The 17,355-nt window shown below is 63.1% G+C and carries 7 protein-coding genes; all 7 read left to right on the forward strand.

The window, feature by feature from the left end:
* Nucleotides 1–143 precede the first annotated feature (143 nt).
* The 7 genes from BCCGELA001_RS14980 (at nucleotide 144) to BCCGELA001_RS15010 (ending at nucleotide 17,355) form a co-directional block, all read left to right on the forward strand.
* A complete protein-coding gene (locus tag BCCGELA001_RS14980) occupies nucleotides 144–1,454 on the forward strand; it encodes an O-antigen ligase family protein (protein ID WP_060735665.1) in 1,311 nt (436 codons plus the stop codon).
* Entirely contained in the window at nucleotides 1,451–2,476 is a 1,026-nt protein-coding gene (locus BCCGELA001_RS14985) for a glycoside hydrolase family 5 protein (RefSeq protein WP_008554560.1), read from the forward strand. Before BCCGELA001_RS14980 ends, BCCGELA001_RS14985 begins: the two co-directional genes overlap by 4 nt.
* Before the next feature lie 386 nt (nucleotides 2,477–2,862).
* Nucleotides 2,863–5,247 (forward strand): TonB-dependent receptor, encoded by a 2,385-nt coding sequence (locus BCCGELA001_RS14990; RefSeq protein ID WP_060735666.1) that lies wholly within the window; start codon nucleotides 2,863–2,865, stop codon nucleotides 5,245–5,247.
* A 380-nt stretch (nucleotides 5,248–5,627) separates the two neighbouring features.
* The gene (locus BCCGELA001_RS14995) at nucleotides 5,628–5,855 is read left to right on the forward strand and encodes an MbtH family protein (protein ID WP_008554564.1); all 228 of its coding nucleotides are present in this window, start codon (nucleotides 5,628–5,630) and stop codon (nucleotides 5,853–5,855) included.
* 60 nt (nucleotides 5,856–5,915) lie between these two features.
* Nucleotides 5,916–6,632, forward strand: coding sequence for a thioesterase II family protein (locus BCCGELA001_RS15000; RefSeq protein ID WP_060735667.1), 717 nt, complete (start codon nucleotides 5,916–5,918; stop codon nucleotides 6,630–6,632).
* Nucleotides 6,601–7,569, forward strand: a complete 969-nt coding sequence (locus tag BCCGELA001_RS15005; protein WP_060735668.1) for a TauD/TfdA family dioxygenase — start codon at nucleotides 6,601–6,603, stop codon at nucleotides 7,567–7,569. The genes BCCGELA001_RS15000 and BCCGELA001_RS15005 overlap by 32 nt, the downstream gene beginning before the upstream one ends.
* Before the next feature lie 42 nt (nucleotides 7,570–7,611).
* On the forward strand, nucleotides 7,612–17,355 hold the full coding sequence (locus BCCGELA001_RS15010; protein ID WP_060735669.1) for a non-ribosomal peptide synthetase: 9,744 nt from the start codon (nucleotides 7,612–7,614) through the stop codon (nucleotides 17,353–17,355).

Consider the following 17,355-nt stretch of genomic DNA (forward strand, 5'->3'; position numbering starts at 1 on the left):
CGTCGCGGTGTGATTTGCATGAATGCACCGCTCCAGGCCTCATATCGTTACCAAACCCTTAAATCTGGTCCTGCATGGGCCTGAAGCGCCGGAGATCGGCCTGCGCTAGCAAATTATTAACCGCACCTCAGGAAGGTCGGTTCATGGCCAGCCTGCAGACCGAGGTGGATTCCGGGACACTCGATAGCGCGTTCTGGGAGACGCGCAGCGTTGGCGTTGAGAAGATCGCCAGAACCGCAATCAGCTGCTCGATCACGGTCAACGTGGTGGCGTCGATGGGGATCTTCAACGCCAAGCTTCTGCCGCCGGAGCTGACCTTCGTGCAGCAGGCCGTGGCGCTGCTGATGTGGGTCGTCCTGATTTATGCAAGCGCCTTCGTGCGTCCGCGCCTGCGGTTGCAGTTCAATCCCGATTTGATCGCGCTGCTCGCATTCTACACCTTCGCGGTCGTATCCGTATTCTGGTCGAGCCTGAACGCGGCCGCGCTCATGAAGAGCGCGGCGCTGGCGATGACGACCTTCGGCGCATTCTGCCTCGCCACGCGCATCGACATCGACGAGATCGTGAGGGCCACGTCTCATGGGCTCTTCATATTGGTCGCCGCGTCGACCTTCTGTGCGCTTGCCGTCCCCGATATCGGGATCGACCAGACCTGGATGCACAGCGGGCAATGGCAGGGTGTTTACGAATCGAAGCAGACGCTCGGCTTCGTCGGCGCGTATCTGATGTTCTTTTCCTGCTATCGCAAGATGACCGGGCAGGGCTGGCTCGCCTTTCTCGTCGTCTTCCTGGTGGCCTCGACGTGCGTCCTCGCGTCGGAATCGCGCGGGGCCGGCGCCGTCGCCCTGGCGGCCTGTGCACTGCTCGTAACGTCGATGTGGTCAGTCGGCTGCATGAGGGTCTATGCGATCTTGCCGTTCGTCATGTGCATTCTGGCCGGCATCCTGTTCTTGTATTTCTACGTCACCGGATATGACTCGATTCATGTCGGCGATGCGAAGATCGATTTCACCGAGCGGACCTTCATCTGGCACTACGCCATCAGCCATTTCGACGATGCGCCACTGCTCGGCTTCGGCATCAACGGCTTCTGGACGGTGCCGTCGATCTACGACTATTTCGAGCAGAACCACGGCTGGGTGCTGGACAATTATCACAGTGGCTACATCACGATCCTGATGGAGACCGGGTTTCTGGGATATGTGCTGTTCGCCGCGAGCGTCCTTCTGTTCTCGAACAAGATCCTGTACCTGATCTCGACGAGATCGATCGAGCGATCGCACTGCGCGCTCATCACCGGATTCGTGGTCCTCAGCTTTCAGACCAATTTCACGGAGACGACGTTTCTTCGCTCGACGATGTTCACCTCGGTCCTCCTGGTCGCGTTCCTCCTCGCCACGTGCAGGCCCGTGCCCGAGCCGGGATTTCAATCTGTGGAGATGGACGCGAGATGACCGCCATCCGTGCCGCCCGGCTGCGAGGCCTCAATCTCGTCGCGGCGGCATTCTTCCTTGCATCAGTGGTCTCCGCGGCCCACGGCGCCGAGCAGGCCGCTTCCCGTAACGTCCCGAAGTTGGGGCGCGGCATCAACATTCTCGGCTATGACGGCATCTGGGAGGGCGGTCGGAACGCGCCATTCCGCCTCGACAATCTGACGACGATCAAGAAGGCCGGGTTCTCGCACGTCAGGATCAACTTCTTCGGGTTCAAGTTCATGGGTCCCGAGAATGTCCTGGACGAGATCGTTCTCAGACGGCTCGATACCGTCATCGAGGAAGTGCTCGCGCGGGGGCTCATTCCCATCCTCGACGAGCACGATACCCATATCTGCCAGCGCGACATTTCGGAATGCGCACCGAAGCTCAGGGCGTTCTGGCGGCAGATCGCCGAGCGATATGCCGGAAAATATCCGACGCTGGTCTTCGAGGTCCTGAACGAGCCTGGCGGACAAATGACGACGTCCAGCTGGAATGCGCTCCTCAATGAATGTCTCGAGATCATCCGCCGCACCAATCCCGATCGGCCGGTCATTGCCGCCGTTCTCAATGTCGATGAGATTCCCATCGAGGAGTTGGTTCTGCCGACCGACGACCGCAACCTGATCGTGACGTTTCACTACTACGCGCCGATCAAGTTCACGCATCAGGGTGCACCGTGGTCGCAAACATTCTCGAAGATTGGACCGCTGGATTGGGGCAGCCGGAACGACGAAGCGAAGGCCGCCGCAGACTTCGACAAGGTCAGGCTGTGGGCGGAGAAGGAGAAGCGTCCCATCTATCTCGGCGAGTTCGGGGTGTATGAGAGAGCGCCATCCGACAGTCGCCTGAGATATCTGTCATTCGTGGCGAGGAGCGCCGACAGGCTCGGCTGGTCGTGGGCATATTGGCAGTTCGACCATGACTTCGCGGCTTTCGACGGCGCGCGTCAGGCCTGGAAGCCTGATATTTTGCGTGCGCTGGTTCCGCTGCTGCGTTGAGCCGGCGCTTCTGTTGCCTGTACGACTCTGGTCTTCATACGGCGAGAGGATTGCAAATCGCACCAATGGTGTCGCGATCTCCGCGGTGTGCCGATAGCAATCGGTGCGGGAGTATTCATGCGGGCGATGCGCAACCTGTTCGACTGGATCGCAAATTCATCACGATATGACGCAGTGTCGCATGCGAATCGATGATTAGAACGATTTGAAATTAGAAGTCTTCGAAGATGATCCATGACGCCGTTCGACGTCGACATCGATTCTTCCATCGTGATGGTTAGCCGTACAACCTTAGATAACTTCTAGTTCCCAATCCCTTCTCGCAGCACCCTCGTATGTTAGGAAGCGCGGGGGACGTGCTTGCGAGTGGGAATTGGGGTGCAACAATGAGGCGTGAACTCTCGGCCAGGAAAATCGTGCGGACGCTATCGCTGGGAGCGGTGAGTTATCTCGCGCTGTCACTGGAATCGTCAGGTGAATTTCAGCAGACGCTTGCGCAAACGAATCTGCCGCCCGTGACCGTGGATGCTCCCAAGCCAAGAGTTCGTCAGCCGGTCCAGAGATCACAGTCGACGCGCGCCTCGCGGGGACAGCGATCGGTCGCCGCGGCGGCTCCGCGCCAGGCGGCGCCCGTTCCCTATGTGGTGCCCGCGACCGGCACGGTCGGCACGGTGCCACCGGCATATGCAGGCGGCCAGGTCGCAACCGGCGGAAGTCTCGGGTTTTTAGGCAATCGCGGCGTGATGAATACGCCGTTCAACCAGACGAGCTACACGGCGGAGCTGATACAGAATCAGCAGGCGAGAACGATCCGTGATGTCCTGGCGAATGATCCCTCGGTTCGCGTCGTCCAGGCCGCAGGCGGCGGTGCAGACAGTCTGTTTATACGTGGTTTCTACTACGATAGTGGCGACTTTGCCTTGAATGGCCTTGCGGGGATTGCGCCGTACTACTCCACCGGCGCCAACTTCATCGAGCGAGTTGAGGTCCTCAAAGGGCCCAGCGCGGTGCTCAATGGTATGACGATAGGCGGCACGGGAGCGACGAGTGGCGGCGCGGTTGGCGGCACGGTTAATCTGATTACCAAGCACGCACCTGACGTGGATATCACCCGCATCACCGGGACATATTCGTCGAAGTCGCAGTTTGGTGAGCACATCGATGTCAGTCGGCGCTACGGCGAGCACAAGGAGTGGGGTGTGCGGCTGAACAGCACCTATTCAAATGGAAATACGCCCTGGAATCGCCAGAGGGACGAATTCGGCAATGCGGTGCTGGGGCTCGACTATCGAGGCGAGAACGCCCGATTCGAAGCCGACATTGGGTATCAGGCCGACGTTCTCAAGCCGCCATTGCGCTTCTTCAGTCTTGCTTCTCCCATTCTTCCGCCACCGCCGAAAGCTGGAACCAATTTCCAGGTGCCGTGGGCTTACTACGAACCGACGGATTTCTTCACGACTGCGCGTGGAGAGGTTGACGTCTTTGATTGGCTGACTGCCTACGGCGCCTTCGGCTATCACGACAGCAACATCAACTATAAGTACCCATCGCCCATCATCAGTAATGCTGTGCCAGGGGCTAATACGGGTCCTTTCCAGCTCGGTGGACTGAGATCGAATCCACTTGCCGGCAGCGAGCGATTCGAGACATACGCGGGGGAAGCAGGTCTTCGGGCGAATGTCGACGCCGGCCCCATCAATCATGCGGTCAGCATGAATTATGCGATCAATGATCGAACTTATAGGCAGCGAGTCGTGACGCCGCTCAATCCGTCGCCGGCGACGCAGAGTGTGCTCTACTGGAATCTGTATAACGAGCCGACCAATCTCGCTCAGCCGGTTTTCAACGTGCTCGCCGCGAACCAGAGAACCAATGCGCAGCTTGAAAGCTTCGGCATCGCTGACACGATGTCTATGTTGAATAATCGTATTCAGTTCACCATCGCTGCGCGTCATCAGACGGCAGGCACCGGAGTTACGAATTTTATCGCCCCGGGCACAGGTAGCAGGCCTTATCAAGAGGCGTCGGTGATAACACCTGCCTACGCCCTTGTCGTGAAGCCGGTCGAGAGCATTTCGCTGTACGCCAATTATGTCGAAGGCCTTCAGACGCCTCATGTCGTAACGGGCGCGAACTTCAGGAACCTCGGCGACGTGTTTGCGCCCAACAAGACGATGCAGGTCGAGGGCGGCGTGAAGTTCGACACGGGTCGGTTCACGACGACTGTAAGTTTCTTCAAGATCGAGCAGCGCAGCATCATCTCGACCTTCATAGGTGGGCTGCAGTACCAACTGCCCAATGGTAAGCAACGCAATGTCGGTGCCGAGCTCAACGTGTTTGGCGAAATTACGCCCGATATTCGATTGCTCGGTGGCGTGACATTGATTGACGGCAGACAGATCGATACCCCCAGAGCGGCCAACGGCAGCAATACGGACGGCAAGGTCGCGATCGGTGTTCCGACGGTCAGCGCCAATATCGGCGCGGAATGGGATACCTGGTTCGTCCCGGGACTGACGCTTACAGGGCGCGTGATCTATACCGGTTCGCAGTACTACGACACGGCCAACTTGGTCGCGCTGCCAGACTGGACGCGTGTCGATATAGGCGCCCGCTACACTTTCCTATCGCCTTGGAATGGAAAGCCGATCGTCGTACGCGCGAACATCGAGAATGTTGGTAACAAGGCTTACTGGGCGTCCGCCTACAGCAACGTGCTCACACTCGGTGCCCCACGCACCTACCTCCTGTCGACGACGTTCAATTTCTGAACACAGCGTCCTACGACACTTCCGATACTTGCCCGCCGCGGATCTCATCCGCGGCGGCCTTTTCTTTGATCGATAGTCAGCCAGCTGCACTTGTCGGGATTGATGACAGCACAATGAAACACCGCTCGCGACATAACGGGCGATCTTGCCGCATCGTAGAAGTTCCTCCGTGCGCAGTTAGAATTGCAGCAATCCGCGTCGTGTTCTGAAATCGCGATATTTTCCCGCGTGTTGGTGCGCAAGCGCGGAGGTTGCATTGTGCTCGTCCGTCGCCAATTTTGAGGTCTTAAAAAAAGTAGCGTCGATATTGCTTTGACCCTCGTCGGCATCTGACCTAGTCAAACGTCTCTGCTTTCGCTTTCCGAAGAGGGGACCGAGCCATGATGGTGTTCGACAGGGACGACGTCACCTTCACCGTCGTCGTCAATCACGAAGAGCAATATTCCATCTGGCCGACGTTCAAGGAGATTCCGGCCGGCTGGACGGCAGTGGGGAAGACCGGCAGCAAGAAGGAATGTCTCGACCACATCGAACAGGTGTGGACCGACATGCGTCCGCTCAGCTTGCGCAAGTTCATGGACGGCTCGTCGCCTCGGCAGTCGACGTAGTCAGCGGAGTCCGGTCGTCCGATGCGGCTTCTTTGTCTGCCTTACTCCGGCGGCAGCGCCATGTTCTATGCGCGATGGCGCAGGCTGCTGCCGTCGTGGATCGACGTTCGGCCGGTGGAGTGGCCTGGGCGCGGCGCCCGCATGGACGAGCCGCTGGCGACCGATCCGCGCGAGTTGGCAGCTCAGCTCGCGAGCGAGCTCGCCCCGCAGCTCGATGGGGCCTATGCGTTGTTCGGGCACAGCCTCGGTGCGGTGGTCGCGTTCGAGCTTGCGCACGGCCTGCTCGATCGCGGGGCGCCTGCGCCAGCCATTCTCTTCGCCTCGGGCGCGGAAGCGCCCGCGGTGCGGGACGGCAGCAAGTGGCGCCAACCGCTAAGCGATGAAGCGCTGATGCAGGAGCTGCGCAATCTTCAGGGCACGCCCGACGAGGCGCTGTCGAATACGGAGCTGATGCGATCCGCGCTGCCGGTGTTGCGCGCCGATTTCCTGATGTGCGGAGCCTATGTCTACCGGCCGCGGCGTCCGCTGCCGTGCCCCGTGCACGTGTTTGGCGGAGCGGACGACGAAACCGGCCGCGAGGCACTCGAGGCCTGGCGCCAGGAGACCTCGGCGTCGTTCGCGCTCGACATCCTGCCGGGGCATCACTTCTTCATTCACACGCAGCAGGCTGAGCTGATCGGCCGGATCGGCGCAGCGTTGGCCCGGCTATCGGGGCGATCAATCGGTTTGCATCAGAGCGAGGATCATGAGCGCGTTCTCCGTCCAGCCACTCATTGAGGGCAAAACTCTTCCCATGCTGCTCAAGGCAGGTGAGGCCGGGCAGCCGCTGGGCGAAGCCCTTCCGATGCTGCGCGAGACGATCGACCGGTACCTGACCGACAGCGGCGGCATCGTGTTCCGTGATTTCTCGCTCGACGGTCCTGATGCGTTTCGGGCCTTCGCGGCCGATTTCGGCCACCCACTGCTCACCTACGAGTTCGGATCGACGCCGCGCTCGCAGGTGACCTCCGGGGTCTACACGTCCACGGAATATCCGCCGCACCAACACATCCCGCTGCACAACGAGCAGGCCTACACCCGCGATTGGCCGATGAAGATCTGGTTCTATTGCATGCAGCCGGCGCTCGAAGGCGGGGAGACACCGATCGCCGACAGTCGCGCCATCTATCGCGACATGCCGACGGCCATTCGCGAACGGTTCGCCGAGAAGGGCGTGATGTATGTGCGGAACTACGGCAACGGCCTCGACGTCGACTGGGAGCAGGTGTTCGGCACGGACTCCAGATCAGAGGTGGAGGCATACTGCGCTCGACACGACATCGAATGCGAGTGGAAGGAAGATGGCGAGCTCCGCACGCGCCAGATCTGTCAGGGCACGGCGCAGCACCCGGTCACGGGCGACCGGGTCTGGTTCAACCAGGCACATTTGTTTCACGTCTCCAATCTCGAGCCGGAGGTGCGCGAGAGCCTGCTCGACGTGGTCGATGACGAGGCCGATCTGCCGCGCAACGTCTTCTATGGCGACGGTTCGAGGATCGAGGATGAGACGCTGGCGAGGGTTCGGACCGTTCTCGAGACGCACAAGATCAGCTTTCCCTGGCAGGCCGGTGACGTCGTGATGCTCGACAACATGCTCACCGCGCACGCCCGTGCCCCATTCAAGGGACCGCGCAAGGTGATCGTCGCCATGGCGGAAGCTCATCGGCAGCGGTGATCGGCGGGAATTTTCGGCGCGGCCGAACAGGAATTCGAGAACATGGACAGATCCAACCTCGTCGAACGTTTGCGAGAGCACGCTGCCTTGCGACCGGAGAAGGTGGCGTTGCGGTTCCTCGAAGGCGACGACGTCGCGGGCGAACTGACGTTCGCAACTCTCGACGCGCGGATCAGGGCGCTTGCGGCGTGGTTGCAGCAGATGGGCGGCGCGGGCGAGCGGGCGGTGATCCTGCTGCCGAGCGGGATCAACTATGCTGTGGCATTCTATGCCTGCCTCTATTCGGGCGTGATCGCCGTTCCCGCCTATCCGCCGGAGGGCGGTCCCGAGCGTTATGCAGGACGTCTCCACTGCATCTTGCGGGATGCCGCGCCGCGCTTCATCCTGGTGGAGACGGCTCTGGGCGGTCTCATCGAAGCGGCGCTGCCCGAACTCGGCGACGTGCATCTGGTTGCGGTGGACACGATTTCGCCTGACCTTGCGGCGGACTGGCGCGAGACGAGACCCGCCGCCGATGCGATCGCGTTCCTCCAGTACACGTCCGGCTCGACCTCGCAGCCGAAGGGCGTTTGCGTTTCCCATGGCAATCTGGCGGCGAACGAGCGTGCCATCGAAGCGGCCTGTGGCGGAATGCCGGACGATGTCTTTGTCAGCTGGCTGCCGCTCTATCATGACATGGGACTGATTGGCGGACTCCTGAATCCGCTGTTCACGGGCTTTACCGGCGTGCTGATGTCGCCGCGGAACTTCCTGGAGCGGCCACGGCGCTGGCTCGAAGCCATCGACCGTCACGGCGGCACGTTGAGCGGTGGGCCCGATTTCGCCTACGCGCTATGCGCCGACCGCATCTCGGATGAGGCAATCAGTCGGCTGGACCTCAGCCGCTGGAGTTTTGCGTTCTCCGGCTCGGAGTTCGTCCGCCGGACCACCCTCGAAAAATTCGGCGACCGGTTCGCGCGGGCCGGGTTCGATCGGAGAGCGTTGACAGCTTGCTATGGCTTGGCCGAAGCGACTCTGCTGGTGACTGCGGGCGACATCACAGCCGAGACCGTGAGCTATACGCTCGATACGGTGGAACTCGCTGCGGGTCGCATTGCGAGTGCCGGCGAAGGCACCGACCTCGTGGCATGCGGTCAGACCGCCGCAGGCCACGACACACGCATCATGCGCGTCGACGGATCGGCGGCGGCCGAGGCTGATGAGGTCGGCGAGATCTGGGTGAGTGGCCCCAGTGTCGCGCTCGGCTACTGGAACAATCCTGAGGCAACGCGCCAAGCCTTCGTCGAGCGGGACGGCGTGCGCTGGCTGCGGACCGGCGACATCGGGTTCATTCGCGATGATGCGCTCGTCGTGGCCGGTCGCCTCAAGGATCTGCTGATCGTTCGCGGCCAGAATGTCTACCCGACCGATGTCGAGCAGGCCGTCGAAGCCGAGGTCGAATCCGTCCGCAGCGGGCGGGTTGCCGCTTTTCCCGTCGAGATGGACGGGCGTGAGGCCATTGGCGTGGCAGCGGAGTTCAGCCGCGCCGTGCTCAAGCGCAGCGATCCGGAAGCGCTCGCGCATGCGATCGGTGAGGCTGTGCTGCGGCAGGCGCAGGAATATCCGGCTGTGATCGTCTTGCTCAACCCGCAGGCCATGCCGCTGACCACGAGCGGCAAGTTGCAGCGGTCTGCCTGCGCAGCGCGCCTTGCCGACAACACGCTGGACAGCTTCATGGTGTTCGAGAGGGGACGGCGCCTCGGCAGCGGATCGCTGACGGTGCCGGCGACCGCTACTGAGCGTACCGTCGCCTCGATCTGGTGCGATGCGCTTGGCGTGGCGGCGGTGCATCGCGAGGACGACTTCTTCGTTCTTGGCGGCAATTCGATAGCCGCCGGCCAGGCCGCCGCTGCGATCCGCGACCGTCTGAACGTAGAGGTCGAGCTGCGCACCTTCTTCGACGCGCCAACGCTGACCGCCTTCGCCGATCGGATCGATGCTCTGGCAGGGACCGGTGCCGCCCGGACGCTGCCGCCGATCCCTTGGGCGGCCGCGTCTGATCGCGCGTTGATGTCGCACGCACAGGAGCGGCTCTGGTTCCTCTGGAACATGGATCCGGCCGGGACAGCCTATACCGTTGCGAGCACGATCCGTCTGAAGGGACGGCTCGATCATGCCGTGCTGTCGCGCGCTTTGAGCGAAATCGTCCGTCGTCACGAGGTTTTGCGGACCACATTCATAGCCAGGGACGGCCGCGGAACGCAGATCATCCACGATGCCATGAGCATTGGCATCCGGCACGAGGATCTCCGGTCTCATCCTGCGCAGGAGCGCTCTGATCGCGCGGCGATGTTCAAGCAATCCGAGCTGGACAAGCCATTCGATCTCGTGAACGGGCCGTTGCTGCGCGCGGTGCTGCTTCAGCTTGCGGACGACGCGTATGAATTGCTGCTGCTGGCTCATCACATTGTCGTCGATGGCTGGTCGCTCGATGTGCTGCTGGAAGAACTGGCCGGCCTCTATCGCAGTGGCATCGGCCAAGGCGCCGGCGCGCCGCCGGTTCCGGTGATCCAATATGCGGATTTCGCGGCCTGGCAGCGAAGCTGGCTCGCGGGCGGTGAGGGCGATCGGCAGCTTACCTACTGGCGCGCCAAGCTCGGCGATGTTCATCCGGTCCTGGCGTTGCCGTATGACCGGCCGCGCCCGGCGGTCCAGAGCCATGCCGGCGACACGATCGGTCTCGCCATCGACGGCGCGCTCGCCGCCCGGCTGCGGACGATCGCGGCAAGGCAGCGCGTCAGCATCTTCATGCTGCTGCTCGGCGCATATCAGGTGCTGCTCCATCGCCATACGGGACAGAACGATCTGCGCGTCGGCGTGCCGATCGCGGGACGTCGGCACGCGCAGCTCGAACGGCTGATCGGATGTTTCGTCAATACGCTGGTGCTGCGGGCCGAGATTGCCAGCGAAGCGAGCTTCCCGAGGCTGCTGCAGCAGGTCAAGGAATCGGTGATCGAGGCGCTGTCGCACCAGGATCTTCCGTTCGAGATGCTGGTGGACGGCCTCAAGCCCGAACGCAGCGGTGGCCACAATCCGTTGTTCCAGGCGAAGTTCAATTACATGTCCGCGCCGAGCGGTTTCGCTGGCGTCGAGGGGCTCAGCGCCGACATCGACATCATCGATCTTGCGGGTTCGCATTTCGATCTCGCGCTCGACGTCATCGATGGCGCTGTCGGCATGAAGGTCACGTTCAACTACGCCACCGATCTGTTCGATCGACCGACCATCGCGCGACTGGCGGCGCAATTCAGCTCGATGCTGCGCCAGATTGCCGACGATGCCGAGCGGCGGATATCGGACTTCGTCATTGACGAGGAGCACCGACAGGCCGTGCCGAGTGAGGCCGCGACCTTCCGCTTCACGGATGTGCTCAGCCTGCACCGCGCATCAACCGCCGATCGACAGGCCGCCATCGCCATCCGATGCGGCCGGGAGCAGATGTCCTTTGCGGATCTCGAGCAGCGGTCAAACCGTATCGCGCACGCCCTCGTCACCAAGGGCGTCGCACGCGAGACACCGGTCGCGCTGTGGATCGAGCGCTCGCCGGCCTTTGTCGTCGCCTTGCTAGCTGTGCTCAAGGCCAGCGGCGCGTACGTCCCGCTGGATCCGAAATGGCCGATGGAGCGCATCCGCCGCATCCTGACCGATGGCGGCATCAAGATCGTGCTGGCAGCGGGTGAGAAACTGGCGGACGCGTGCGAGCTCGACTGCCTGGTGCTCGATGCGGCGGCGGAAGCCGAGCGCGAGGAGCTATCGAGCCTGCCGGTCGGCGGGACGATTCATCCGGAGCAGACTGCTTATGTCATTTACACGTCGGGATCGACCGGCGCGCCAAAGGGCGTGAGCGTCTCGCATAGCGCCTTGGCCAATTACGTGCAGGCTCTGCTGCAACGCCTGAAGCCCCGCCCGACAGCGAGCATGGCGATGGTCTCCACGGTGGCGGCCGACCTCGGCCACACCGTCCTGTTCGGCGCGCTCGCATCCGGCGCGACGCTGAATCTGCTGTCGCCGGAGGCCGTGTTCGACGCCGATGCGTTTGCGCAGGCGATGCACGAGGGCGAGGTCGACATTCTCAAGATCGTGCCCAGCCATCTGCGAGGGCTGCTTCAGGCCTCGCGCTCGGCCGATCTTCTCCCCCGCGATGCCCTCGTCCTCGGTGGCGAGGCGTGCGATGGCGCACTGCTGGACGAAGTCCGGCGCTTGCGGCCGGGCTGCCGGATTCTAAATCATTACGGGCCCACGGAAACGACGGTCGGTGCGGTGACGCATGAGTGCGCCACGGAACGCGAGGACGGCCCGGTTCCGATCGGGCTGCCTCTTGCCAATCTGCGCGCTCATGTCCTGGATGACGCGCTGAACGAAGTTCCGATTGGTGTCACCGGCGAACTCTATATCGGCGGTGCCGGGCTGGCGCGCGGCTATCGCGGCGCGGCGGGCCTGACTGCGGAACGCTTCGTGCCGGATCCGTTCGGGATAGCGGGCGAGCGCCTCTACCGAACCGGGGATCGTGTTCGCTGCGACGGCGCAGGCCGGCTGATATTCCTTGGCCGCTCCGATGACCAGCTCAAGTTGCGCGGCTATCGCGTCGAACCCGGCGAGGTCGCGCGCGTCATCAAGGCGCTGCCGGGGATCGACGATGCGGTAGTCGTTCCGCGCACGATCGGGGCGAATGCCGATCGCCAGGAGCTGATCGCCTATTGCGTGCCTAAGGGCAGCGCTGGTCAGCAGGCCGATGCGATCAAGCAACAGCTGGCTGCGATCGTGCCAGACTATATGGTGCCGTCGCACATCGTCACCTTGGCGCGACTGCCGCTGACGCCGAATGGAAAGGTCGATCGTCGCGCCTTGCCAGAGCCCGCTGGAGAGGCGGCGTCTGCTGGCTATGCCGCGCCTGCCGGGGATATTGAAGTTGCGATCGCGGCGGTCTGGTGCGAGGTGCTCGGTCGAGAGCGAGTCGGCCGCAACGACAATTTCTTTGAGCTTGGCGGCGATTCGATTCTGAGCTTGCAGATCATCGCCCGCTTGCGCAAGCGCGGCATCCGGCTGACGCCGAAGCAGATCTTCAGCCAGCAGACGGTCGCCGGATTGGCGACGGTCGCCGTCATATCTGCGGGAGCGACCAAGAAGGAGAAGCCGGCGGCGAAAACGTTAGCCGGCGGCGACTCGGGGTCCGGCATGCGCCATCTGATGCCGATCCAGGCGCGCTTCTTCGCCGAGGACATCGACAATCGGGATCACTGGAATCAGGCGGTTCTGCTGCTGCCCCGGATGCAGGTCGACTGGGAAACTCTGCGGCGCGCGCTCGCCGCCATCGTGGAGCATCACGACGCGTTGCGCCTGCGGTTCAGGCAGGTGGACGGCGCCTGGCGGGCGGAACAGGGGCCGCCGCCGGTGTCGTCCGAACTGCTATGGATTCATGCGGGTGCCGGTGGCGCGACGGAGATCACTGAGCTCGCCCGCGCCGCGCAGCAAAGCCTCTCGCTATCGACGGGGCCGCTGCTGCGGGCCGTCGGCATGGACTTGGCGGATGGCAGCCAACGGCTGCTGCTCGTGATCCATCATCTCACCGTCGATGGCGTATCCTGGCGGATCCTGTTGGAAGACTTGGCGTCGGCCTATGACCAGCTGCAACTTGGCAGCTCCGTCGCGCTGCCGCCGAAGAGCGACTCCTATGCCTCGTGGAGCGAGCGGCTGCACGCCTATGCGGCGTCCGCGGAGCTCGCGGCGGAATTGCCGTACTGGCTGGATTGTGATGCCGGCGTGTGCCTGCCATGCGACGACGATCATGGCGACGTCGATCGCGTCGGCGACGGCGGCGAGGTATCATTGGTGTTCGATGCCGACCTGACCTCGCAGCTGCTTGAACAGGCGCCAGCCGCGTATCGGACCCAGGTCAACGATCTCCTGCTGGCCGGCCTCGTGCGCGCGGTGTCGCGCTGGAGCCGGCACGACGAGCTCACCGTTGAGCTCGAGGGCCACGGCCGCGAGGATATTTTCGCGGACGCGGATGTATCCCGCACCGTCGGCTGGTTCACGACGGCATTCCCGGTCCGGCTGAAGGATACAGCCGCGGACGAGGCGTCACTGATCAAAGCGGTGAAGGAGAGGCTCCGCGCGATTCCGAATCGGGGGCTCGGCTATGGCGTGCTGCGCCATATCGGCTCCGAGCAGCAGCGCAATGCCCTGGCGCAATTGGCGGAGCCACAGATCGTCTTCAACTATCTCGGCCGGTTCGACGCAAGTATCGGCGCCGCCCAGCAATTCACCTTCGCAGCGGAGAGCGCAGGTCCCTCGCGCAGCGCCAGGGCGCCGATGCGCGGCTGGCTGAACATCACGGGCCTCGTGCGTGAGGGTCGGCTGGAATTATCGTTCGGATATGGACGCAAACGCTACCGGCTCGCGACGGTCGAGCGGCTCGCAGCGCAGTACGAGGCTGCGCTGCGCGAGCTGGTCGTGCATTGCTGCAAGGGGGCGTCCGGCCTCACGCCATCGGATGTCCCACTGTCCGGGCTCGGCCAGGCTGATCTCGATCGGTTGGCGGGGACTCTCGATCTTCGCGGTATTGAGGACATCTATCCGCTCTCGCCGATGCAGCAGGGCATGCTGTTCCATGCGCTGCGCGACGGTGCCAATGATGCCTATGTGAATCAGGTCGGGCTCGAGCTGTTCGGCGTCGATGCCGGCCAGCTGAAAGCCGCTTGGCAGGCGGTCAGCGACCGGCACGCGGCCCTGCGGACCGGGTTTGTCTGGGAGAACCTGTCGGGCGCAGCGCAGCAGGTGGTGTATCGCCAGGTGCCGGTGCCGTTCGTCGAAGAGGACTGGCGCGACGGATCGCGTGTGGATATGGAAGCCGCCCTGGCCGAGACATCCCGGCGCGATCGCGAGATGGGCTTCGACGTTTCACAGCCGCCCCTCCAGCGCTCTCGCCTGATACGTCTGGATGACAGCCGTCACTGGCTGATCTGGACTCATCATCACATCTTCGTCGATGGCTGGAGCTCCGCAAGGCTGGTTGCGGAGGTGTTGCAGCAGGTGAGTGGCGGCACGCTACCCGCCGTGCAGGGTAGCTATCGCGATTACATTGAATGGTTGCAGAGCCGCGATCGCGAGAGCGCCGAGCGATTCTGGTGTGACGCCTTGGCGGGGGTCGAGACGCCCACATTGCTCGCCAACACACTCGCGCACTCCAAGACATCCCGGGCCGAGGGCCACGCCAGCGTCGGGCTAGCGGTAGGCGCCGCGCTGACCGAGCGGCTAAAGTCCCTTGCAAAGCATGAACGGGTGACACTCAATACGGTCATCCAAGGGGCATGGGCACAGCTGTTGCGGCGGCATTCGGGGCAGTCTGCGGTCTGCTTCGGCGTGACCATATCGGGCCGACCGGCCGAATTGCCCGGTTCGGAAGAGATGGTGGGCCTCTTCATCAACACGCTTCCGATCGTCGATGCGCCGAACCCGCAAGGAATCGTCGGCGATTGGCTGCGCCAATTGCAGGAGCAGAACCTGGCGCTGCGCGAGCATGGCTGGACGCCGCTCTACGACATTCAGCGTCTCGCCGGCCATGCGGGACAACCGTTGTTCGACACTATCCTGGTGTTCGAGAACTATCCCATCGACCAGGGATTGCTGCGGGGCGGGGACGGTGGCCCGCGGCTGGGACGTGTCGCGCATGTGACCCCGACGAACTATGCGCTGGCGGTTGCGGTGTTCGCCGCACGTGACAGGCTGAACATCGAATTCAATTATGATCCGTGCCGATTCGACGAGGCGGCGATCCTGCGCCTTCGCGACGTTCTGCATGGACTTCTAGAACAGATCGCGGCGAACGCGGAGCGCGTGATCGGTGATCTCTCTGCGGCAGTCGAGCAGGATGCTCGGCGAACGCTCGAATGGAGCGGCGCAGCGCAGCTGAGCTCGGAGTCATCCTGCGCCGATGTTGTGACGCATATCGAAGCGCAGGCCGCGCAGGCGCCGTCCGCCGTTGCCATCGTATGGGGCGACCAACGCCTCTCTTATGGCGAGTTGAACGCGCGTGCTAACGCGCTGGCACGGCGGCTTCGGCTCTGGAATCTCGGTGCGGATCGGCTGGTCGGCATTGCTTTGAGCCGAAGCCCGGACATGATCATCGCGCTACTCGCAGTCCTGAAGGCCGGCGGCGCCTACCTGCCGCTCGATCCGGATTATCCGGCCGAGCGGCTCTCCTACATGTTGCGGGACAGCGGCGCGGCGCTTGTCCTGACGCAAGGCGCGCTGCTCGAGCCGCTTGCGCCGGTGCTGCGGGAAGCTGGGGTCGAAGCGCTCTGTATCGAGGAGCCGACGCCGTCAGCCGGTGACGTCAGTGGGAACCTCAACGTCGAAATCCATCCGGATAGCCTTGCCTACGTCATCTACACGTCGGGATCGACGGGGATGCCGAAGGGGGTCGGCGTTGCGCGCGGGCCGCTGGCGATGCATTGCGAAGCGATCGGCCGGCTGTACCGCATGACCTCGCGCGACCGCGAGTTCCAGACAGCATCGATCAATTTCGATATCGCGCACGAGCGATGGCTGGTGCCGCTGATGACGGGCGGGTCGCTGGTCCTACCCTCAAAACCCGGCCTCCTGGTCGACGACCTCGTCAGCGAGATCACCCGCAATGCGGTGACCTCGATCTTCCTGCCGCCGGCCTATGCGGATCAATTGAGCGCGGCGTTGCGGCAGACCGGGCGCAGCTTGGCGATCAGGGTCTGCATCGTCGGCGGCGAAGCCTGGTCCGAGACCGGGGTCAGGGCATTCCGCGATGCTGTGGACGTCGATCTTCTCGTCAACGCTTACGGTCCGACCGAGACAGTAATCGCGCCGACGGCATGGATCGTCGACGATGCGAAGCTGACGCCTCACCAGCCTGCACCGATCGGGCGGCCCGTCGGTGCGCGGTCCGTGCACATCCTCGATTCCGACCTCAACATCGTTCCCGTTGGGGTCACCGGCGAACTGTTCATTGGCGGTGTTGGCCAGGCCCGCGGCTATCTGAACCGACGAGCACTAACCGCGGAGCGGTTCGTCCCCGATCCGTTCAGCGGCAGCGATACGCGCCTCTACCGCACCGGCGATCTCGCGCGCTGGCGCGACGACGGCGTGATCGAATATGTCGGCCGCGTCGACCAGCAGGTGAAGATCCGCGGCTTCCGCATCGAGCTCGGAGAGATCGAGGCGCGCCTGCTCGAGCAGCGCGGCGTGCGTGCGGCGGCTGTTGTGGCGGGCGTGGGCAGGACCGGACGTCAATTGTTCGCCTATGCGAGTGGTGAGCCGTCGCTCGACGGTCGCGTCTTGCGGGACGCGCTGTCCGCCATTCTGCCCGATTACATGGTGCCATCTACGGTGACGGTGCTGGAGCAGCTACCGCTTACCCCCAATGGGAAGATCGATCGGCGAGCACTGCCGGCGCCGGGTGAGGATGCGTTGGCGCGACGCTCCTATGAACCTCCCGAAGATGAGATCGAGCTGGCGCTGGCCGGGATCTGGGCGGAACTGCTCGATGTCGATCAGGTCGGACGCAACGACCACTTTTTCGAGCTCGGCGGACATTCCCTGCTCGCCGTGCGGGTGCTCAGCCGGGTGTCGCAGGAGATCGGCGTGTCGATCGCGATCTCCGATCTGTTCGCTCATCCAAACCTCGCATCATTTGCGCGCGTCGTATCGATCAGGCTGATCGAGCAGGAGTTCGATGCCGAAGAGCTCCAGGAACTGGTCGGAGCGGGGCAGTGA

Origin of the sequence: Bradyrhizobium sp. CCGE-LA001, assembly GCF_000296215.2 — a bacterium.
Classification (GTDB): domain Bacteria; phylum Pseudomonadota; class Alphaproteobacteria; order Rhizobiales; family Xanthobacteraceae; genus Bradyrhizobium.